The sequence below is a fragment of the Pseudomonas frederiksbergensis genome, from assembly GCF_000802155.2.
In the GTDB taxonomy this organism is placed as follows: domain Bacteria; phylum Pseudomonadota; class Gammaproteobacteria; order Pseudomonadales; family Pseudomonadaceae; genus Aquipseudomonas; species Aquipseudomonas frederiksbergensis_A.
Map to the genome: position 1 here is coordinate 329410 of NZ_JQGJ02000002.1, position 20981 is coordinate 350390.

Genomic DNA, 20981 nt, shown 5'->3' on the forward strand with positions numbered 1-20981 from the left:
CTAGCGAAGGGCGGATTTGAGTTCGATGAACCGGCGGGTCGCCAACAACCCGGCCGGGTGGCTGTGGCAGCGCGCCGAGAGCCAGGGCATCAATATCTGCATCTGCTCGTCGGGCGCCTTGCCCCGCAGCGTTTGCTGCAGGTTCTGCACATCCGGGTCTTGGACAGGTGCCGGCGATTCATGCGCCGCGCCATGGTTGCGACGTGCACCGGGACGGCCGCGCTGATCCAGCCAATCGCCGGCAATCCAATCGTGCAGCAGCTGTTTTTCATAAGGGCTGAAGACCCCGAACATGGCCGCGCCGGCGCCTTCGATCAGGGTCCAGAAACGGCTGTTCTGCGGATCTTCATGGCGTCGGATCCAGCCTTTGCCTTGCATGGCCTTGAGGAAACCTTCGAGTTGCCCCGGTTCTGCCAGCCACTGGTTGACGGTCTTGCCTTCGAATTTGCAGTAATCGGAATGCATGTGCTGGCCGAACGGGCGCTTGCGCTCGAGCATGTCCAGCACTTCGCGCTCAAGGTCGAACGACTCGATGATCGCCCGGCTGCCCTGCCCCAGGTCATTCAGGCGATAGCCGAGGGTGACGCGGCGCCAGAAGGCTTCGCGGTCGGCCTCCATCGGCATCAATTGTTGCAACGCTTGCACGGCTTTGTGGGCGTGGCCGGTGCTGGCGTTGTCGATCGTCACGTGAAGCGTGAAGTAATACGGATCAATGTCGAGCTCGCTCAACTCATAGGCGCTGATCAGCAAATGCAAGGGCAGTTGTTCATAGCCCAGGTTGTAGCCGATGACCTCGGGCAGGTATTCGTCGCCGGCATAGCCCAACGCCAACTGAACCGCGCCTTGCAGATAGCGTTCATCATCGATGTCAGGCATGTCCTGCAAGCCATGTTCGGCCAGCAGCTTGCGGTAGAGCACGACGTGGTTCTGCGCGGGAACGCCATCCCCAAGTTCTTCCAGGTAGGTGCATAGCAGCCCTTCGAAGCGATGGTCATGCCAGTGCTTGAGCACCCCATACAACCAGGCGCCGTCCACGAGCTTGGTCGGCGCCACGGCCTGGATAAAATACAGGGCATGGGCCTTGGTCTGGAAAAACTCCCGGCGGCCGCCGTTTTTGCGTCGCTCCAGATAATCGGCATATTGCCGGGCCACGCCGGCGCTGTGCTGTTCTACCCAGGCCAGCAAGGCGCTGGGATCATCCGGCATTTCCTGGGGCAATGTGCTGGCTTGTTCAAGGCAAGGTTGCAGGAAGGCTTGGGCGGCCGCCCGTTGTTCGGCATCGTCGGCGCCCTGCAGGAGCCGTTCATAACATTGGCGAATGCTGCCAGTGGTCGTGAATGGCTGCGCGGTGGCAGGCCTGGATTGGAGGGGTGTCAGCGCAGTCATAAAGGCCTCTTGGGTTTTCGGCTGGACGCTCGAATCGGCACGTCTCTTCCTTTGCAGAGCCTTGCGGACGGCAAAAAATTCCCCTGGATCGAACAGCGCCCGGATAAACGGAATCGCGCTGATACGCGGTGGAACCCTCGCTTCGTTGTGGGTCTCGAACGTTAGACGAGGCGTTTCGTTACCCAAGGAGCAATCATGATCTTCACCGCGTGGGTAGCCGTGCTCGGCGCTGTCTTGCTGACTTTGGCCCTGACCTCCTCCTACCTGCGCTGGATGCCGGTCACCACGTCTGCGGTGTGCCTGGCGCTGGGCGTCGCCATCGGGCCGGCGGGGCTGGGGCTGCTAAAGCTCGAGTTGGATGATTCTTCCGTGTGGATGGAGCACTTGACCGAGGTCGCCGTGGTCTTTTCGCTGTTCGTCAGCGGGCTCAAGCTGCGCCTGCCCCTAAAGAACCGTAGCTGGCGCGTGGCGTATGGGCTCGCCGGACCGGTGATGGTCCTGACGATCGCCGGGCTTTGCCTGGTGCTGCACTATCTGTTTGGTCTCGGTTGGGGCCTGTCGATGCTGATCGGCGCGATACTGGCGCCAACCGACCCTGTGTTGGCTGCCCTGGTCCAGGTCAACGATGCCCGCGACGATGACCGGGTGCGGTTCGGCCTGTCCGGTGAAGCCGGACTGAACGACGGCACGGCATTCCCCTTTGTCATCCTTGGCTTGCTCATGCTCAACGAAGACGGCAGCGGTTTCCTGGGAGAGTGGGCACTGCGCGATGTCCTTTGGGCGGTGCCGGCGGGTTTACTGGTCGGCTATTGGCTGGGGCGCGGCATCGGCCGGCTTACCTTGTCGCTGCGCATCAAGAATGCGGACAGCACGTTGTCTCCCAATGACTACCTGGCCCTGGCGCTGATTGCCTTGGCCTATGTCGCGGCCGAAGCGGTCCAGGGCTACGGTTTCCTGTCGGTGTTCGCCGCTGGCCTGGGGTTGCGCCAGGCGGAAGTCGAGTCCACCGACGAACACGCGCCCCCAGCCGAGCACTTGGTGCAACCGGTGGTCGGCCACGAGACGGTCGAGCCCCACCAGGCGGTGCACGGCGACACCCAGGCCTTGGACGACGGTCAAGTGGCGGCAGGTGTGATGATGAGCGACATGCTCGCGTTCGGCAGCCTGGTGGAGCGCGCCATGGAAGTCTTCCTGGTCACACTGCTGGGCGTGGTCCTTGCAAGCCATTGGGATTGGCGAGCCTTGGCCGTTGGCGCCCTGCTATTTGCGGTCATCCGTCCACTCAGTGTGCTGGCGATGCCTTGGGGGCGGTTGCTGGACAACCCGCAACGACTGCTGATCGGCTGGTTCGGCATCCGCGGGATCGGCAGTCTGTTTTATCTGTTCTATGCCTTGAACCATGGCTTGCAACCTGCAATGGCGCAACTGTGCATCGACATCTCGCTGTCCGTGGTGGCGCTGAGCATCCTCGTCCACGGCGTGACGACCCAACCCGCCCTGGCGTGGTACGAGCGCCGCAAAAATGATCCCGGCACCTAGCCGCCCGGATCGCTCACCTGGATATACACCGAATAGACCCCCAGCAGCACCCAGAACGCCGCGAAGATCCAAGGTGTGCGCACCGAAAACAGTAGCGATTTACGGTAGCCCTTATGAGTCGACTCCTGCTCGCTGAACAGCGGCGATTCGTCGTAGGCCAGGCCCATCAGTGGCTCGCTGCGCAGCAATTCACTTTGCTTGAAGTGCCAGTGGTCGATGATCTCGTAAGCGGCACGAATGCCCGGCCAGGCATTGAGCGAACTCAAGAAGCCAAGCAGCGCCAAGAACGGCGGCACGATCAGCGTAAAGAGCTTGCCCCACTCAGGATTCAGGTTGGCCATGCACGAGGCAAAAGCAATCACCAGGAAGGACTGGGCGGTCAGGTAGGCATCGGTGCGATTGGCCAGGATGCTGGTTTCGTACTGGATTTCCCGACGATAGAAGTCCAGCCGCTCCTTGGGCGACCCGAACAGCTTGGCGTTGTGTTCGGTCAGGTCTTCTTCAGGGGTCTGGCGGGTCAGGATTCTGGGCATTGCGTGAATAGTCCCTCGGCTTGGTTGGGTGCATTTGGAAAGGATCACCATGAGGCAAGTTCAAGCCGATGGACCAAAGGTCAACGAAACGCTACGCGCTCACCGGGGTCTTTAAGGGATCGATGGCAAGAGGGAAAAACGCGTGGATTATCTTGGATGGGTGCAATGGCCGGCGATGGCCGTCACGGTGCTGGCGGCCTGGCTGATCGGCTCGCGCCAACCCCGCCGGCGTGTGGCGGGCTTCAGTTGTTTTATCCTCAGCAACATCCTATGGGTCATCTGGGGCTTGCACACCGATGCCTATGCACTGATCGTCTTGCAGTTCTGCTTGTGCGCAATGAACCTGCGGGGTTTCAAGAAGAACACTCAAGGGTCCTGATCAGCGGTTTATTTCATCGTCTGTCCAATGACCTGCACCAAGTCGATCTGCTTGAACGGCTTGGTCAACCGTGGCAGTTGCGTGGCGAAACCTTCCAGGCGCTCGGCGTACCCGGTGGCGAGGATGATCGGCAGGGTCGGCTGGCGATCGCGAAGCAATCTGGCCAGTTGCGCGCCATCCATCTGTGGCATGGCCATGTCAGTGATTACCAGATCAATGCCTTCATTGCGCTCGAACAATTCCAGCGCCTGGGCGCCCGACAACGCGCAAAGGACCCGGTGCCCCAAGTCTTCGATCAATAGACGCGTACTGGTCAGCACCAGGCTGTCGTCGTCCACCACCAGCACCGTCAGTGCAGGGACATGTTCCCCGGCAGTCTCGGTGACGGCCGGCTTGTCCATGACCGAGTCGTCGGCCACTGGCAACCACAGCTCGGCGGTGGTGCCAACGCCTCTTTCACTCCGCAGAATCAAGCGGCCACCCAGTTGTTCGGCCAAGCCGTGGACCATGGACAGCCCCAGGCCAGTGCCCTTGCCAACGCCCTTGGTGGTGAAAAAGGGGTCCACCGCCGAGGCCAGCGTCGCCTCGTCCATGCCCTCGCCTTCATCGATGATGGTCAGGCAAATGTAGCGCCCGGTCGCCAGTGGCTTGCTCGCCGCCGGCGCATCGCTGCCTTGCCGTTCCTGCGCCTGGATCAATATCCGGCCGCCCTGGGGCATGGCGTCCCGGGCATTCGTCGCCAGGTTGAGGATCGCCAGTTCGAGCTGGTTGACGTCGGCCAGTACCGGCGACAACGCCTCGGCGAACTGGGCCTGGATGTGGATCGACGGGCCCATGGAGCTTTGCAGCAAGCCGCTGATGCCATCCACCAGCACCGACAGTTCCACCGGCTCGGCGCTGAGCTTCTGCCGGCGGGCAAACGCCAGCATGCGCTGGGTCAGCGACACGCCGCGCAGCGCGCCCTGGGTAGCGTTGTCCAGGAGCTGGGTCAGCTTGGGTTCACTGGGGATACGCTTGCGCACGATCTCCAGGTTGCCGAGGATCACCGTCAGCAGGTTGTTGAAATCATGGGCGATGCCACCGGTGAGTTGGCCGATGGCCTGCAGTTTCTGGGATTGGAAAAGCGCCTCGCGCGCCTGTTCAAGGGCCTGTTGCGCCTGGGTGGCATCGGTAATGTCCCGGGTGATCTTGGCAAATCCAAGCAACGTACCGGTATCACTGCGAATCGCGTCGATTACCACGTGGGCCATGAATCGCGTGCCGTCCCTGCGCACGCGCCAGCCCTTCTTTTCGAAACGCCCCTCAGTGGCGGCTATGCGCAGGGCGCGCTGTGGCTCGCCGGCTTCGCGGTCCTCAGGGGTATAGAACATGGAAAAATGCTGGCCGATGGCTTGTGCCGGCAGGTACCCCTTGATGCGCTGGGCGCCCTGGTTCCAGTTGGTCACCTGCCCATCCGGATCGAGCATATAGATGGCATAGTCGGTGACGCTCTGCACCAGCAACCGAAATTGCTGTTCGCTTTGCTTGAGGGTTTCCTCGGCCATCTTGCGATCGGTCAGGTCACGGGTGATCTTGGCGAAACCGAGCAGCTCGCCATTCTGGGCGTCGATGATTGGATCGATGACCACATGGGACCAGAACAACGTGCCGTCCTTGCGCACCCGCCACCCTTCGCCTTCGAAGCGTCCTTCGCGCACAGCCGTGTCCAGTGCCCGTTGCGGCAGGCCGGCGGCACGGTCCTGGTCGGTGTAGAAACGGGAGAAATGCTGGCCCAGGATCTCCGACTCCTCATAACCCTTGAAGCGCCGCGCACCCGAATTCCAACTGGTGATGATGCCCGACGGATCGGTCATGTAGATGGCATAGTCGACCACCGCGTCGATCAACAATCGAAAGCGCTGTTCTTCATCGATACGAGCGGTCTTGGGGTTCTTCTCAAGCATGTGGCCGAGGCATCCATGGGAATTTGGGTGGAGTATGGAACAACTGCCGCGCCAGGAAAAACCTGATTTTCGTAGGGCTATAAGGCGCCTTGCGAACCTTGGTGGAACCCAGCAGGTCCGCAGGGGGATCCAAGCGCCTCTTGCTTGATCGACCACCACCGCGGCAGCAGTCGCTGCACCTTGGCCTCGCCAAAACGATCGTCGATCAGCATCACCACCCCCCGATCCTGCTGAGTGCGGATGACACGACCGGCTGCCTGCACGACCTTTTGCAGGCCCGGATACAGATAGGTGTAGTCGTAGCCGTCGCCAAAGATCGCCGCCATGCGCTGCTTGATCTGCTCGTTGACCGGGTTGAACTGCGCCAGTCCGAGCGTGGCAATGAAGGCGCCGATCAGTCGCGAGCCGGGCAGATCGATGCCTTCGCCAAACGCCCCGCCCAGCACGGCGAAACCGATACCCTGGCTGTGCTCCATGAACCGGTCGAGAAATGCCTGTCGAGGGGCCTCGCCCATGCCGCGCGATTGCGTCCAGGTCGCAACGTGGGGATACCGCTCTGCAAACAGCCCAGCTACCTGTTGCAGATAATCGAAGCTGCTGAAAAACGCCAGGTAATTGCCGGGCCGCTCGTCGAACTGGCGGGCCATCAATGCCACGATCGGGTCGAGGGACGCCTGGCGGCGAGCGAATCGGGTGGAAATCCGGCTGACCACCTGCACGTCCAATTGCTCGGCCTGGAACGGTGATTCGACATCGATCCACACCGTGTCCGTTGGTGCCCCCAGCAGATCAGCGTAGTACCGCCGTGGGCTCAGGGTCGCGGAGAACAGCACGCTGCTGCGTGACGCCGTGAACCGGGGGCGCAGGAAACCGGCCGGGACCACATTGCGCAGGCACAGCGTAGACAGGCTGCGCTGGCGACCGACGTCGCGCTTATGGATATCGAACAGGAAGTGCTCGTCGAATGACTCCGCCACGCGCCCGAACTGCAAGATGTCGAAATAGAACGCCTGCAGGCCACTGTCCAGGCCCTGGGGATGGTCGTTGAGGTAATCTCCCATCGCCGTGGCGCAGGATCCCAGCGCCAGGAGCAGCTTTTCCGGGGGCTTGTCATAAGCCTGATAAGCGGCAATTTGCGGCCCGTGCAGGGCATTCCATTGGCGATTGACCTTTTGCAGCGGTTTTTTCAGCGCCTCGGGTGCGCTCTTGAGCACAGCCGCCAAGGTGGCCTGGTCCAGGGTCGCGCTGTACATCTGCCGCCCCCGCTCCACCAGGTTGTGGGCTTCGTCCACCAGGGTCGCGACCGTCCAGCCGTTGGCCTGGGCAAGGCCGAAGAGCAAGGCGCTGAAGTCGAAATAATAGTTGTAGTCCGCTACCACCATGTCTGCCCAGCGGGCCATTTCCTGGCTCAGGTAATACGGACAGACGTCATGCTCCAGCGCGATGCCACGCAACGCGGCTTGATCGAGCAGCGTAACCTGACTCGCCGCCGCCCGGGCCTGCGGCAGGCGGTCATAAAAACCTCGGGCCAGCGGGCAGGATTCGCCATGGCAGGCGTTGTCCGGATGTTCGCAGGCCTTGTCCCGCGCGATCATCTCCAGCACCCGCAGCGGCATTGCGGGCGCGCTGTCGGTCAGTAGCCGGGCGGCGTCCAACGCCAGTTTGCGCCCCGGGGTTTTCGCAGTGAGGAAAAAAACCTTGTCCAGGCGCTGCGGCGCCAAGGCCTTGAGCATCGGGAACAGCGTGCCGACGGTCTTGCCGATACCCGTCGGCGCCTGCGCCATCAGGCAACGACCGGTGCTGACGGCCTTGAACACCGACTCAGCCAAATGACGCTGCCCGGGCCTGAAGCCCGCATGGGGAAACGCCAGGGCCTGGGCGCCCTGGTTGCGGGCCTGGCGGTGGCGCATCTCCTGCTCCGCCCAGGCCAGGAAACGTGCGCACTGCTGCTCGAAGAACGCCTGGAGTTGCGACGCTTCGAACGTTTGGTCAAGGCAGGTTTCCCTCTCGCTGACGATGTCGAAATAGACCAGGGCGACGTCAATGCGCGGCAGCTGCAATTTCTGGCACATCAGCCAACCGTAGATCTTCGCCTGGGCCCAGTGCAACTGACGATGGTTGTCCGGCTGTTTGTTCAGGTCGCCACGGTAGGTCTTCACTTCTTCGAGACGGTTGCGCGCAGGGTCGTAGCCGTCTGCCCGGCCCTTGACCCTCAGGCTGTGATAGTCGCCTTGCAGGCTGACCTCCGCCTGGTAGCCCTCGCTGCGCCGCGCTGCCACGGTCCTGTGCCCGACAATCCCCTCCAGCGCCGTGGGCGATGGCGTAAAGCGCAAATCGAGGTCGCCGGCCTTGGCGGTGAACTCACACAACGCGCGCACAGCAATGCTGTAGCCCGGCACCTCGGTCATGCGCCCTGCTCCGCCCATTGCACGTAACAGACGGCGACCGGCATCTGGTGTTCATGGCAGAAGTCCAGCCAGCGCAGTTGGTTGTCCTGCAGGCGATCGCCAGGACCTTTGACTTCGATCATGCGGTAGGTCTTGTGCTGCGGCCAGAACTGGATCAGGTCCGGCATGCCGGCGCGGTTGGCCTTGATGTCCAATAGCAGGCGACTGAACCAGCGCTTGAGGTGCTCCGCCGGCAAACAGTCGAGCGCCTGGTCCAGGAGCGCTTCGGACAGCGCCCCCCAAAACACGAAAGGTGATTGCACGCCGTATTTTTCCACGTACCGACGGCGGATAGTGCCGCGGTAGCGACCGTCATCCAGTTCCGCGAAACACGCCGCGAACAGCTCGGCGCGACGCTCATGAAAGTCTTCGTTGAGCAGGTCCACCGGACCGCGTTGGAAGGGGTGGAAAAACGAGCCCGGCAAAGGCGCAAAGATTGCCGGCCAGCACAGCAGGCCGAACAGCGAATTGACCAGGCTGTTCTCGACGTAATGCACTGGGGCGGCGTCGTCATGCAAATGGGCCTGGACACAATATTCCACCGGCAATGCCGGATCGACCCGGGGCAAGTGCAAGTCCAGCCGCTCGACTTCCCGCGCAATCGGACGCGGCACGGGTGGCCCGCCGAGTTTGCGCCGCAGCCGCGGCACGATCCGCAGCAACGCTTGTCGTTCAGCGGCGCTTTGTGGCGATTGCGCGGCGGCTTCGCCCAGCTCCAGGGCCAAGGCATATTCACCGATCCGCTCCAGCACCCGGATCATCCGCAACCGCGCGCCGGGATAACTGCAATCGCGATAGACGCACAGCGCCGAGGCGAATTCACCGCTACGCTCTGCGTGCTGGCCGATCTGGAACAACAACTTGCCCCGACGTCGCTCCAGCCATGGGTTATCCAGGTCCAGCGCATTGATCCGGGCAACGATCGTTTCGAGCGCTTCGCCGGCCTCGAAAGATTGCTGGCACTCATGCAAAAAAAGACAGGCGTCGATGTCCTGGCGGTTGCGCAGTCCCCGGGACTCGGCGCTGAACTCAACGGCTTCGTAAGTGAAAATACCCAGGTCCGCCAGCACGAACTCCGACCAATCTTGGTAGAGATTGCCGAAAAACATCAAGCGCAAGCGGTCGCACAACGCCATGACTGTAAGACTGAACAGCCGATCCTCCAACTGAGGGCACCAGGCACCAAAGGGCTGGGGTTGGCTGAAGCGTTCGCCCAGCGCCAACAGCCAGTCAGCCTTCTTCGCCTTGGGCTGCTCGATCGCATGGCCCAGGCAGAGCAGGATTTCAGGCTTGAGCAACACCTCGAACAGCTCCGCCAGGCTCAGCTCAGCCTGCTCCTGCACCCAGCCCAATACGATCAACGGTTGCACCGCAGCGCCGATGTCGCCGATTTCGTGATAACGCAGTTTGCCGAGGCGAAAATGCAACCCCTTGCGCATCACCATCCTCACCAGCAGGCCTTGGGACGGACGCGGTAGTGCGGCAAAAGCCTCGATGAAGCGCTGCTCGTCGATGCTGAGCACATCGGCGTAGCGTTGTGCCAGCCAGGCAAGCACCCGCTGGAAATTGTTCAGGTAATAAAAAGGATCGTCGAGGGGGTTGGTTGTCACGGGAAAAGCGCCACGGTGCTTGAAGTACTGGTTATGCGTACAGATATCAGCTAGCCGCGGTCCAAGCAACTGCAAAAGATGAGCGGTCTCCTATATTTAAAGGAGATTTCCTTCAGGCGGCGATGAACTTTCCTACAGCAAGCGGGACAAATGGCGGTTAACTCAGTGATGGCCCGGTCGAATCAACCGGGCATCATCCCTTTGCATAGAGGTTATGGATATGAACATCAGGTTTCTGGGCCTGCCCTTGGTCGCCGTGGCACTCCTCGCACTGGCTGGCTGCGCATCACCGACCGTCGTGACCTTGCAGAACGGCACCCAGTATTTGACCGAGGACACCCCCAATACCCGCACTGCGGATGGCTTCTACGAGTTCGAAGACATTTCGGGTCGCAAGGTCCGGGTTCGTGCCGATGAAGTCGCGACGATTCGCAAGGAAGATTGATCGAAAGCCAAGCCCTCTGTCCCAGAGGGCCGCACGCCGCTCCATGTCCGGAAGTCGCGTGGCAGCCCCCACTATATTCCCTTTTCTCCCGCGCATACTTTGCGCAAGCAACCCCTGAGCCAACGGTGCACGGGGTCGGCGTCCATTCGCGGATGCCAGAGCATCGCGACAGTGAACTCAGGAACCACGACCGGCAGCGGGAAACTGTGCATGTCAAGGCGCAAGCGCGTGGTGTAGCGTTCCGGCACGCTGGCGATCAGGTCGCTGGACCGGGCGAGCCCCAGGGCAGTCGAAAAACCCGGTACGCAGGTCACGATTTCCCGGGATAGATCCAAAGTCCTCAAGGCTTCATCGATCGGGCCTTGCTCAAGGCCGCGCAGGGAGACACCGACGTGCCGACCGGCCGCGTAATCGTCAACGCCCACCTCGATCCGGCTCAATGGATGCCCTGCCCGGACCACGCCAACGATGCGATCGACAAACAACGCCTGGGTGCGCAACTCGGGGCGCGTGTCCTCATCGACGACAGCAGTCTCCAGGTCAACGCTGCCTTCGCGCAGCGCCGTGCTATCGCGGTCGGTCTTCTCGACAAAACGCAGCCGCACGCCCGGGGCCTGCTCGCCAATATGATTGATCAGGTCGACGGCGAAGTTCTCCACGAAGCCTTGCCGGGTGCGCAAGGTGAACGTTCGGTTGATCCGTTGCAGGTCCGGGGCCCGCACAGGGCGCAGTGCCGCCTGGGCGTCCTGGACCAGTTGGCTGACCTGCTCGCGCAACTCCATGGCCCGGGGCGTGGGAACCAGGCCGCGCCCAGCCCGCACCAACAATGGATCCCCCGTAGCCTGGCGCAACCGCGCCAGGGCCCGGCTCATGGCCGAGGCGCTGAGACGCAGCCGCCGGGCCGCACCGGCCACGCTGCCTTCAGACAGCAATGCATCGAGGGTGACGAGCAAATTCAGATCGATCGCGGACATTGGCGGGCCCTTGGCTGATAGATGGCGTCTGGTGCAGCTATAACCTGCAACTCATGCGTCTTCCGCCATATTAAGCCTGGACGTAACGTTGTGACAGTACGTCAAACACAACGGGGACATGATGAAGCCAGCCAATGCAGAACAACGCTTGCCACCGACCGCGGTACGTCAGCCACGCGCTCCAGTACGCTGGGCGTTGGCCAGCCTCGCCCTGTCGACACTCCTGGCGTCATTGGGTGCCAGCGTAGCCACCGTCGGCTTGCCAGCACTGGCCGAGGCTTTCTCTGCGTCTTTCGCGCAAGTGCAATGGGTCGTACTGGCATACCTGCTGGCAATCACCACACTGATTGTCAGCCTGGGCAGGCTCGGCGACCTTGTAGGCCGGCGCAAGCTGTTGCTGGCAGCAATTGCGCTGTTTACCCTCGCGTCAGGACTGTGCGGCCTGGCACCGTCGCTGTGGTGGTTGATTGCGGCCAGGGCCGTGCAGGGCCTGGGAGCGGCGATCATGATGACGCTGACGTTGGCCCTGGTCGGCGAGACGGTGGAAAAAAACAGGACCGGTAGCGCAATGGGATTGCTCGCCACGCTGTCGGCGGTGGGCACCGCGCTGGGCCCGTCCCTGGGAGGCCTGTTGATTACAGGCTTTGGCTGGCACGCGCTGTTCCTGATCAATGTGCCCCTGGGCCTGCTGACATTGGTGCTGGCTTGGCGCTACCTGCCCACGGGAAACCAGGCGCCGACGGTCGGGCGCTTGCGCTTCGACGGTTTGGGCACGCTGCTGCTGGCCGCAACGCTGGGCACCTATGCGCTGGCGATGACGCTTGGGCGCGCAAGCTTCGGCGGGTTGAACATCGGGCTGTTATTCGCGGCGATTATCTGTGGCGGCCTGTTCGTCCAGGTCCAACGTCGGCTGGAGTCGCCACTGATCCCCTTGGCAATGTTGCGCGATCGCCTTTTGGTGTCGGGCCTGGCGTCCAGCGCGCTGGTCGCGGCGGTCATGATGGCGACTTTGCTGGTCGGTCCGTTCTACCTGTCCATCACCCTCGGACTGCCCCCGGCAATCGTGGGGCTGGCGCTGGCAGCCGGCCCCTGCGTGGCCGCCCTCGCGGGTGTGCCCGCCGGACGCCTGGCTGATCGGTTCGGAGTACGTCCGATGCGGCTTGCCGGGCTGGGGACGATGATCCTCGGTACCCTGCTCTTGTCGCTGGTTTCCCCCGCCCTAGGCATCGCAGGCTATGTTTTTACCATCGCGATAACCACCCTCGGCTATGCGCTGTTCCAGCCAGCAAACAATGCCGCAGTCATGGCGCCGATAGCTGATAACAACCGCGGCGTCGTTGCCGGTTTGCTCAATCTATCGCGCAACCTCGGCTTCTTTACCGGCGCATCGGTGCTCGGCGCGGTTTTCGCTACCCAATTGCCGACGAACGGTATCGCGGCAGCGAGCCCAGAGGATGTGACGAACGGCTTGCATCTCACCTTTGCCGTCGCCCTTTCATTGACCGGGCTGGCGTGGCTAATTGCCGCCGGATTGCGCGTGCCAGAGCGGTTGCGCCAGAACAAGGACAACGCCGGCTAACGATGATGGCATTCTGAATAATTCATGGTTAGGTCATGATGCAGATCAAAAAAACTGAACCAATCGCCAAACGGACTGAAAAAATCCACGTGGCGTTCATTTTCAGATGCTATTTTTAGTTCTCACTGGTAGAGCCAAGAGGGCTCTTCCTTCCTGACATGAGCAAACGGAAGCGCTTGATGAAGAAGGCGGGCTGCAGATGAATAAAGGATCTTTCAGCAAGGTAACGTTCCCCAATGCCTGCCAGTTGATGCGCTGGCATTTCCATCCCATGGGCTTCGAAGCCAGCATGGACGCGCCGGGTAGTATGGTTGCCCGGCTATTTGATCGCGCGAGCGGCGAAACCATGATCGCCATTGCAGGTATCCCCTGCGCGACCGTGATGAACGCCCCCGACGTCGAGCGAATTATCGAAGCGGTGGAAGCCGAGCTTGAAGCCTTCGTTCCACCCGTTGGTTTGCGACGATTCGCCTCCTGACAAAGAAAAGCCCACATGTTCATGTGGGCTTTTTTGTCAGTGTTGTGTTTCGCTGGCAGGTCAGCCCCGCGCAAGGCGATGGTCAATGAAAAATGGCTTGCCCACCCCGATTCGATCCGAAGCCTTCGGTGCGTTTGCCGCCTGGCTGTCCTGGCCGTCGACATACCAATAACAATGCTGCACGGCCCGGGTAATGCCTACGTACGCCAAACGCAGGATCTCATCGCGCTGCGCCGAGTCATACGGCTCGGCATCGCCTTCCTGGCCCAGCCCAGCCAGGCGATAGATCTGGTTCTTGTAGGGCGAGCGCGTCAAATGTTGGCAGTCGCCCACCAGGAACACCGCATCCGCCTGGAGGCCCTTGGCGCTGTGGTAGGTCATCTGCCGGAGACGTCGCTGGGCATAGGGCAAGCTAGAATCAACGTTAACTGTTGGCTCTATATACTTTTGAATCAATGACTTATCGCCGCTTCTTCGATACAAGATCAAGATCGAATCACCGTTGCGGTAATGCTCCTCGATCCTCCTTGCCAAGCCTTCATCGTCCCGCTCCATCACGTTGACTGGGCTTGGTGACCGAGCCTCTCCGCTGGCCTTGGCTTTTTTGCCAGGAATGGAAGGTGCCGCTCGCACGATGTGTTCGGCCGCGTCGATGATGTACTGGTGGCTACGGTAGTTGTCGGTGAGCATGACCCGTGTATGGGCCGGCGACGGAAATTGCTTGGTGAAATCCATGAAAAAACTCGGCGAGCTGCCACGCCATCCGTAGATCGACTGCCAGTCGTCGCCGACGCACAGAAACGATGTCCGCTGGGCGCTCCGCCCCACATGCATGGCGGGGCCGCGCTTGCGCACCTCACCCAAGGTCGCCCGCAACCAGGAGACGATCTGTGGCGAAACGTCCTGGAACTCGTCGATCATCAAGTGCGACATGGGCCTTAGCAACGCGTCATCGAGCAGCTTGAAGTTTTCCGGAGAATGCTCGCTGAACAGCGAGAACATCCGGTTATAGGTCATCACCGGCGGAGACTGGTCCAGCAGATGGTCTTCAAAACCTCGCCAGAAACGGCTCAGCGCCTCGAAAAAATGCCGGTCTGGATCGTCCTGGGAGAAACACAGCCTGCCAACGGCATCCGGTACATCCAGTCCGAGGTTCTCGATGAAACCTGCCGCCGACACGAAACAATCCAGCAAAGGGGCCGAGCCCAACTCTCCCTGGATCTTGTAATCAAAGCCGGGGCCAGCCGTGGCATTACCGGCCAAGGAGGCCAGGACCCGCTTGGCCTCCTCATAACTGTCCAGCCATATCAATGGCTTACGACAGAAAGCTTGAAACAGGGTTCGCTTTACTGCCCATTCGGCACGCAGGCTCAGCTTGGCCCCGGGTCGACTCAACTGAGCGTTTTCCCGCGGATCGAACCCCAGCATCACCCAAGCGTCGAGGGCCGGGATGTAGCCATGGCAGAAAAACCTAGATCCGTTGATTTCAAACCTTTCTCGCTTGGGCTCAACGCCTTTGATAGGCCAGGCGCCCGCACGAAACCATAGGTGTTCGATTGCGTCGCTCAGCGCTTCGTCGCGCTGGGCCGCCAGCTCGGTGACGGCCATACGCTTCTGCACGTCAGGGTGATCGCGCTCCAGCTCCTTGAGTTGCAGGGCGTGACGGGAAAGCGATCTGATCAGCTCACGGAAACGCTCATCACGCTGGTAAAGCCCGTGGTAGCAGGCATTGAGTTGCTGGCGCTGGGCATCGTTGATGCGTAGATCGAACGGATTAGCCTGGGCATCCTCGTCGTCCGTCCCCGTACGATGGCTCAGTGTTTCAAAGGCCTGGAGCCGTTCGAACCCCGGCAGGCTGCGAACCATGGGCAGGATACGAGAATGGAAGGTTCGCACCAGATCGCGTGCCTCCTTTACGCTGATCGCTCGCCCCCAAAGCGAAAAGACCGAGATGAGCTTCTCGATGAAATCCTTGCGCGACTCCCGGGTAAACGTCACCACTGTCATCGAGCCCAGCTCGAACCCCAGGTACTGGGAGAGCAGCACGATGCGCAGCACCAGGGTAGTCGACTTGCCCGCGCCCGCCCCAGCAATGACCGAGGTCGTCGGCGTATCGCTGAAAATCATTTTCCACTGGGCATTGCTGGGCTGTGCATGGGCCGGCAACAACCGGGCAACGTCGGCCTTCATGCGTTTTTTCAGGTCGGCCGTCAATGGCAAGCGCCAATCGTCGAACAAGAGATCATCGACCTTGGGCGCCGGATGGTCCGTGCTTCGCGAATCGCGGATCAACAAGACTTGGCGACCTTCTTCCAACCCCTCGGCCTTGCCTTCGCTGAAACCATAGTCAAACCCGGCAGTGTGGCCGCTGCGAAAGCCATCGGCCTGGCCGTGCAGCCAGGACGCCCGGTGCTGGGCGCGCAAGCGTGTCAGGCCGTGGCCAAAGAAACGCGCAGCCAGGCGCTTGAACCAAGGCATCTGGGCCAACGGCATAAGATCGGGGGGAAGATCAGGACGGTGTTGCGACACGCTGAAGACTCCGCTACTCAGAACCATGGCGACTATGGTGTCTGGATTTAACAGCGGATTCCAGCCAAAAGCTTTTAATTCATGGTTTTGGACGATGAATTGAAAGTGGCATGGCAGGTTGGCATCGCGATGATCAGGGGTGGTGATTCGCGAGTGGGCTTGCCCTCACACCCGGATCTGCATCGCTGCAAATGCCGGGTGGAAGCGATGAAGACCGTCCGGTTACTGCCCGGAAATGGCGCCATCCACCAGCGCCTGCGCCTCGACGACCAACTGTTTCAGGTGCTCGTCGCTCACGAAGCTTTCCGCGTAGATCTTGTAGATGTCTTCGGTGCCGGATGGACGCGCAGCGAACCAGCCGTTCTCCGTCATTACTTTCAAGCCGCCGATCGCCTGGTCGTTGCCCGGCGCATGGCTGAGGATGTTCTGGATCGTTTCCCCGGCCAGTTGGGTGGACTGGACCTGATCCGGCGACAGCTTGCTCAGTAATGCTTTTTGCTGCGCACTGGCCTTGGCGTCGACGCGCACCGAGAACGGTTCGCCCAACTCGTCGGTCAGGCCGCGATAGGCCTGGCTTGGATCACGGCCAGTGCGGGCGGTCATTTCCGCAGCCAGCAGTGCCGGGATCAGGCCGTCCTTATCGGTACTCCAGACGCCTCCGTCCTTGCGCAGGAACGAGGCGCCGGCGCTTTCTTCGCCGCCGAAACCGAGGGAACCGTCAAACAGCCCATCGGCAAACCACTTGAAGCCCACCGGGACTTCATAGAGGCGCCGCCCCAGGCGCTTGGCCACGCGATCGATCAGGCCGCTGCTGACAACGGTCTTGCCGACGGCAGCGTCGGCGCGCCATTGCGGGCGGTTCTGGAACAGATAATCGATGGCTACCGCGAGGTAGTTGTTCGGCGCCAACAGCCCACCGCTTGGGGTCACGATGCCGTGGCGGTCATGATCCGGATCGCAGGCGAACGCCACGTCGAAACGTTCCTTCAGGCCGATCAGGCCTTGCATCGCGTGGCTGGAAGAAGGGTCCATGCGGATTTGTCCGTCCCAGTCGACCGTCATGAAGCGGAAAGTCGAGTCCACGTGCGTGTTGACCACCTCCAGATCCAGGCGGTAGTGCTCGGCTATGGCCGGCCAGTAGCGCACGCCCGCACCGCCCAGCGGGTCGACGCCCAGGCGCAACCCGGCATTGCGGATGGCATCGAAATCGATGACGTTGACCAGATCTGCCACGTAGGTATTGAGGAAGTCATGGCGGTGGGTCGTGTCAGCCTTGAGCGCCTGCTCGAGGCTGACACGCTTGACGCCGGCCAGTTGATTGGCGAGCAGCTCATTGGCCTTGGCTTCGATCCACTTGGTGATATGGGTGTCGGCCGGGCCACCGTTGGTTGGGTTGTATTTATAGCCCCCGCTTTGCGGCGGGTTGTGGGATGGCGTGATGACGATGCCGTCCGCCAGCCCCGTGGTACGGCCACGGTTGTAGCAGAGGATGGCATGGGAAACCGCCGGTGTCGGTGTGTATTCGTCACCCTCGGCGATCATCACGGTCACGCCGTTGGCAGCCAGCACCTCCAACGCGCTGGCACCCGCCGGCGTCGACAACGCATGGGTATCGATACCCACGAACAATGGCCCATTGATGCCCTGGGCCTCACGGTACAGGCAGATCGCCTGGCTGATGGCCAACACGTGCCATTCATTGAAGCCCAAGTCGAACGAACTGCCCCGATGGCCCGATGTGCCGAAAGCGACGCGCTGGGTGGCAACCGAGGCATCAGGCCGACCCGTGTAATAGGCTGTCACCAGTCGCGGGATATCGATCAACAATTCTGCCGGTGCCGGCTTACCCGCAAATGGACTGACTGTCATGCAAAAAACCTCGGAGTGGAGTGGCTCGAAAATGGATGCAGTTTACTGACAGTTCGACCGCCACGCGATGGGTTCGATCCATCGCACTGCGGTCATGACTGTTCGAGCCTCAGAGCGTCGGCCAATGCGCAAAACGCAGCGTCTGGGTCGCTCACCCCGTTGAATGCATGGGTCAAGCGCAGATTCTGCCCATACAGCCCCTGGATGCTGAACAGCTCCCCTGGGGCAATGACAATGCGCCTGGCGAGCAATCGCTGGAAAACCCCACGCATATCCGCTTGTCGCAATGACCGCGCCCACACCGTTGCGCCCCCCTCGGGCTCGACCCATTGCAGACAGTCCCCCAGCCGATCGCGCATCAGTTGTGTCGTCGAGGCGGCGCTCTCGCGCAACAGGCGCCGCAACACCAGCAGGTGTTGGTCTATGCGACCGTTTCCATACAAGCGAGCGATCGCTTTCTGGCGGATCGGTGACAGACGAAACGCTCGCAGCAGAAAATATCGCTGTAGCTTCAACGTCAACTGCCGTGACAACACGTAGCCGTAGGGCGCCTCGGGGCCTATGGTTTTTTCAAATGTGGAATAGACAATCAGCCGGTCTGGGTCGAGCAATTCCCGCAAGGGCGTATTGCCTGGCTCGAATGCAAGATCGGTATAACTGTCGTTTTCCAATACCCAGCAGCCGCGCAGGTCAAGCAGATGGGCTATGGCCTGGCGGTTGGCTTCACTTTTCAACGTGCCCATGGGCATGTTCAGGACTGAAGAAAGCACCACCAGTCGGACGGTTTCGGTCGCCAGCAGTCGTTCCAACTGGTCGATATCGACGTCGCCGCCCACCAGCAGCGGAAGCTCGATGACCTTGATGTCAGCCGCTTGCAGCAAACGCAGCACCGTCCAGTCACAGGGCGATTCGACAAGGACCGTATCACCCTTGAGGGCCAACACCGCAATCAGGATTTCCAGGACCCCGCGCAGATCAGCGCCAATGTAGACATCATCGGCATTCCAGCACCGGGCCGGCGATGAGGTATAGCGCGCCGCCAGCGCCATGCGCAACTCCTGTTCCCCCCAGGGTTGCGACGGCATTTGCGACGTGCGCGGATACTGGCGCAGCAACTCGCGCTCAAGCAATAGAAGTGGACTGTCCAGTGACTGCAACGATGCCGGCTCATCGGCGCTGAGCACCAGCATGCCTGGCCGGCGCGCGTTGACGTACAAGGTTTCGAGCAAGTCGTCTCCGTCGCCCAGGGCGGTCACGCAAGGCACTGGCAAGGCGTAATAGCCGGATTTGGCAACCGAATAGACCCTGCCCTCCTTTTCCAGCAAGGAATAGGCGTACTGAATAGTGGAAATGGACACGTTCAGTCGCTCAGCCAACTGGCGCAACGACGGCAACCGTACACGGGGATCAGCGCCCAGCTCATTGATCAGGTTTGTCAGGTATCGATAGACCGCCTGGTAGGCGAAATCGGTTTCACGACTTCCCTTCATAATGCGAGACCAGCGAAACATGCCTTTACCGGCCGTGCCGGGACGGTGGAAACGAAATCCCTCAAACCTGGCTCCTCAGCGTCGCGCCGAGCGTTCGCACAGCTCGTCGACGTCCTGCCCGTCCTCGTCCTGATCGAAAATCCCGACAGTCGAATGGCGAACGGCCGCCGACACAGTTTCCTGCTCGGTACAGGCGATGGGGGTCCGGTACAACGTGCGAAGCATGGGAACCGACAACCCGCTCACTTCCGTCATCCATTGCTCCACCTGGTCACCTCCGGTGCCACCCTGCAACGCCTTGTGCAGCTCGGGCATCCCCACCAGCATGCCGGGATGACAGCAGCGCAGGTAGTGCTCCAGGCCCACGCCGCTATCAACAAAGGGCGCGTACAACATGCACACCAGTTGCGTTTCGTTGATCCCCAGGACTTCACTCACTTCGGCGGCGGCCTGGGCGCGACGCTCGGGTATGGCCGAAGGTGAACCGAACAACTCCTGTACCTGCTGGCAGACATGCATCGGCATTTGCTTGCGATGCATGATCATGACCGTGCGCTGGACATAGTCGCCATAGCCGGTCTCGTAGCTACGCCCTTGCAGGTAACACGCCTGCAGGCCGTACAGATGGGCCGACAGATATGGGCTGAGGTACTCGTGTTCGAGCGTCGGCGCGACGAGCGCATCGGGGCGCACCCTTAGAAACTCGCTGAACAAAGCCCAGTTGCTTTCTTCGAGCCGTTCGCCCATCAAGTCGTCGATGCTGACGTGCCCTATTCGCCGACAAGCCTCGAAATGCCCTTCGGGCCGCCATGGCCCCAGGCAATCCTGCCCATAGAAGCGCCGGAACAGCTCACCACCCAGATTATCGAGCTGTGCGAGGAGTCCATCGAAACCACTGCTCGGATCAACGACCTGGCCGATCTTTCGGGCGACGCGATGAAGCCCCGTCATGAACTGCCTTTGCTGGCGTACCGTATCGCTGGTGACCCAAGAGTCGACGCCCGCCTCCCAACGCGCCATGTTCCTGTAGAACTCCGCCATCGCCAGGTAACCGTCGTCGCCCAACCCCAGGAGGCTGTCAGCCGAGCGCAGGTGTCCGAACATCAGCAGGTCCACTCGATTGGCCGCGCGTCCTGCAGCCGATAGCGGTTTCCTGTGATTGAATGGCAGCACCTCACGATTGTCCGCCATCAACAGCTCGACCCGGGAATCGTCATAGACGAACAGCGCGCTGTAGCAGCGATGGATGTTTTCCAGGGTAGCTTGCGAAGTCTCCCCTATTCGCGGGGTGACAATGCGCAGGTTGAACGTAGCCGGGTGCCGCCCAGCGATGCTCAACTGCGCCGCCCGAAGGGCCGTGAGGACATAGAAGCCTTCCCGGCTGCCGTTCTGGACCATCAGCACGCGATAGTCGCCAATTCGGTCAATGCCGCCGGCGGCCACGATCAAACGCTGGATCAAAAGCTGCAACGCGGTGCGTTCCGCGCGGGAATAGAAGTCCAGCAAGCGTTGCAATATCTGTTGATATACGTAAGTCATCGCCTGCTCATGAATTGCACTCATAACCATTTACCTGGAAATATCGATTGTCGGCGTGATTGCACGACGGGCCTGCCGAGATGGATGAATTTGTTATTGCAAACAGTATTAGCTGCAAGTTTAATTCTTGCCTCTAGTAATTATTTGATACATATGCAAGAGTCATCCTACCTGTCCAACAAGTCTCTCCCAAGGCCCTTATTTCATTGGGGAAAACTGAATAAACGGCGCGTCCTAGGAG

The 20981-nt window shown here is 61.0% G+C and carries 15 protein-coding genes; 5 read left to right on the forward strand and 10 right to left on the reverse strand.

Annotated features, from left to right (window positions below):
- The gene (locus JZ00_RS04530) at positions 1–1386 is read right to left on the reverse strand and encodes an iron-containing redox enzyme family protein (protein ID WP_039588585.1); all 1386 of its coding nucleotides are present in this window, start codon (positions 1384–1386) and stop codon (positions 1–3) included.
- A gap of 195 nt (positions 1387–1581) precedes the next feature.
- On the opposite strand from JZ00_RS04530, the gene JZ00_RS04535 reads away from it, so the two are divergent.
- On the forward strand, positions 1582–2925 hold the full coding sequence (locus JZ00_RS04535; RefSeq protein WP_039588586.1) for a cation:proton antiporter: 1344 nt from the start codon (positions 1582–1584) through the stop codon (positions 2923–2925).
- Here JZ00_RS04535 and JZ00_RS04540 read toward each other — a convergent pair.
- Positions 2922–3458, reverse strand: a complete 537-nt coding sequence (locus JZ00_RS04540; protein ID WP_039588588.1) for a hypothetical protein — start codon at positions 3456–3458, stop codon at positions 2922–2924. The genes JZ00_RS04535 and JZ00_RS04540 overlap by 4 nt on opposite strands.
- A 142-nt stretch (positions 3459–3600) precedes the next feature.
- Between JZ00_RS04540 and JZ00_RS04545 the strand changes: the two genes are divergently transcribed.
- The gene (locus JZ00_RS04545; RefSeq protein WP_039588589.1) at positions 3601–3837 is read left to right on the forward strand and encodes a hypothetical protein; all 237 of its coding nucleotides are present in this window, start codon (positions 3601–3603) and stop codon (positions 3835–3837) included.
- 8 nt (positions 3838–3845) lie between these two features.
- Here JZ00_RS04545 and JZ00_RS04550 read toward each other — a convergent pair whose 3' ends face one another.
- The 3 genes from JZ00_RS04550 to JZ00_RS04560 form a co-directional block, all read right to left on the reverse strand.
- Entirely contained in the window at positions 3846–5780 is a 1935-nt protein-coding gene (locus JZ00_RS04550) for a hybrid sensor histidine kinase/response regulator (RefSeq protein WP_039588590.1), read from the reverse strand.
- A 77-nt stretch (positions 5781–5857) separates the two neighbouring features.
- Positions 5858–8188 carry an ATP-dependent DNA helicase gene (locus tag JZ00_RS04555; protein ID WP_039588591.1) on the reverse strand — a complete coding sequence of 777 codons (2331 nt, stop codon included), beginning with the start codon at positions 8186–8188 and terminating at the stop codon, positions 5858–5860.
- A complete protein-coding gene (locus tag JZ00_RS04560; RefSeq protein WP_039588593.1) occupies positions 8185–9837 on the reverse strand; it encodes a VRR-NUC domain-containing protein in 1653 nt (550 codons plus the stop codon). Before JZ00_RS04560 ends, JZ00_RS04555 begins: the two co-directional genes overlap by 4 nt.
- A 220-nt stretch (positions 9838–10057) precedes the next feature.
- Here JZ00_RS04560 and JZ00_RS04565 point away from each other — a divergent pair, with 220 nt between their 5' ends.
- Positions 10058–10282 carry a YgdI/YgdR family lipoprotein gene (locus JZ00_RS04565; RefSeq protein ID WP_039588594.1) on the forward strand — a complete coding sequence of 75 codons (225 nt, stop codon included), beginning with the start codon at positions 10058–10060 and terminating at the stop codon, positions 10280–10282.
- Positions 10283–10353: 71 nt separating this feature from the next.
- Here the strand turns inward: JZ00_RS04565 and JZ00_RS04570 are convergent, their stop codons facing one another.
- A complete protein-coding gene (locus tag JZ00_RS04570) occupies positions 10354–11256 on the reverse strand; it encodes a LysR family transcriptional regulator (RefSeq protein ID WP_039588595.1) in 903 nt (300 codons plus the stop codon).
- A gap of 121 nt (positions 11257–11377) precedes the next feature.
- On the opposite strand from JZ00_RS04570, the gene JZ00_RS04575 reads away from it, so the two are divergent.
- Positions 11378–12835 carry an MFS transporter gene (locus JZ00_RS04575; protein ID WP_039588596.1) on the forward strand — a complete coding sequence of 486 codons (1458 nt, stop codon included), beginning with the start codon at positions 11378–11380 and terminating at the stop codon, positions 12833–12835.
- 199 nt (positions 12836–13034) lie between these two features.
- Positions 13035–13313, forward strand: coding sequence for a DUF1652 domain-containing protein (locus JZ00_RS04580; RefSeq protein ID WP_003201764.1), 279 nt, complete (start codon positions 13035–13037; stop codon positions 13311–13313).
- A 60-nt stretch (positions 13314–13373) separates the two neighbouring features.
- Here JZ00_RS04580 and JZ00_RS04585 read toward each other — a convergent pair whose 3' ends face one another.
- From JZ00_RS04585 to JZ00_RS04600, 4 genes are all read right to left on the reverse strand, one after another.
- Positions 13374–15842, reverse strand: a complete 2469-nt coding sequence (locus tag JZ00_RS04585; protein ID WP_039588809.1) for a UvrD-helicase domain-containing protein — start codon at positions 15840–15842, stop codon at positions 13374–13376.
- Positions 15843–16064: 222 nt separating this feature from the next.
- Positions 16065–17711: a phosphoglucomutase (alpha-D-glucose-1,6-bisphosphate-dependent) gene (gene pgm / locus JZ00_RS04590; RefSeq protein ID WP_039588598.1), complete on the reverse strand. Its 1647-nt coding sequence runs from the start codon at positions 17709–17711 to the stop codon at positions 16065–16067.
- A 92-nt stretch (positions 17712–17803) separates the two neighbouring features.
- Positions 17804–19201, reverse strand: a complete 1398-nt coding sequence (locus JZ00_RS04595) for an aminotransferase-like domain-containing protein (protein WP_039588599.1) — start codon at positions 19199–19201, stop codon at positions 17804–17806.
- A gap of 75 nt (positions 19202–19276) precedes the next feature.
- Positions 19277–20764 carry a hypothetical protein gene (locus JZ00_RS04600; RefSeq protein ID WP_039588601.1) on the reverse strand — a complete coding sequence of 496 codons (1488 nt, stop codon included), beginning with the start codon at positions 20762–20764 and terminating at the stop codon, positions 19277–19279.
- Between the last annotated feature and the right edge of the window lie 217 nt (positions 20765–20981).

Excerpts from the sequence above, each read along its gene's own strand:
- JZ00_RS04530 (WP_039588585.1), bottom strand. The coding sequence starts at position 1,386 with ATGACTGCGCTGACACCCCTCCAATCCAGGCCTGCCACCGCGCAGCCA.
- JZ00_RS04535 (WP_039588586.1), top strand. The coding sequence starts at position 1,582 with ATGATCTTCACCGCGTGGGTAGCCGTGCTCGGCGCTGTCTTGCTGACT.
- JZ00_RS04540 (WP_039588588.1), bottom strand. The coding sequence starts at position 3,458 with ATGCCCAGAATCCTGACCCGCCAGACCCCTGAAGAAGACCTGACCGAA.
- JZ00_RS04550 (WP_039588590.1), bottom strand. The coding sequence starts at position 5,780 with ATGCTTGAGAAGAACCCCAAGACCGCTCGTATCGATGAAGAACAGCGC.
- JZ00_RS04555 (WP_039588591.1), bottom strand. The coding sequence starts at position 8,188 with ATGACCGAGGTGCCGGGCTACAGCATTGCTGTGCGCGCGTTGTGTGAG.
- JZ00_RS04565 (WP_039588594.1), top strand. The coding sequence starts at position 10,058 with ATGAACATCAGGTTTCTGGGCCTGCCCTTGGTCGCCGTGGCACTCCTC.
- JZ00_RS04570 (WP_039588595.1), bottom strand. The coding sequence starts at position 11,256 with ATGTCCGCGATCGATCTGAATTTGCTCGTCACCCTCGATGCATTGCTG.
- JZ00_RS04575 (WP_039588596.1), top strand. The coding sequence starts at position 11,378 with ATGAAGCCAGCCAATGCAGAACAACGCTTGCCACCGACCGCGGTACGT.
- JZ00_RS04580 (WP_003201764.1), top strand. The coding sequence starts at position 13,035 with ATGAATAAAGGATCTTTCAGCAAGGTAACGTTCCCCAATGCCTGCCAG.
- pgm (WP_039588598.1), bottom strand. The coding sequence starts at position 17,711 with ATGACAGTCAGTCCATTTGCGGGTAAGCCGGCACCGGCAGAATTGTTG.
- JZ00_RS04595 (WP_039588599.1), bottom strand. The coding sequence starts at position 19,201 with ATGAAGGGAAGTCGTGAAACCGATTTCGCCTACCAGGCGGTCTATCGA.
- JZ00_RS04600 (WP_039588601.1), bottom strand. The coding sequence starts at position 20,764 with ATGAGTGCAATTCATGAGCAGGCGATGACTTACGTATATCAACAGATA.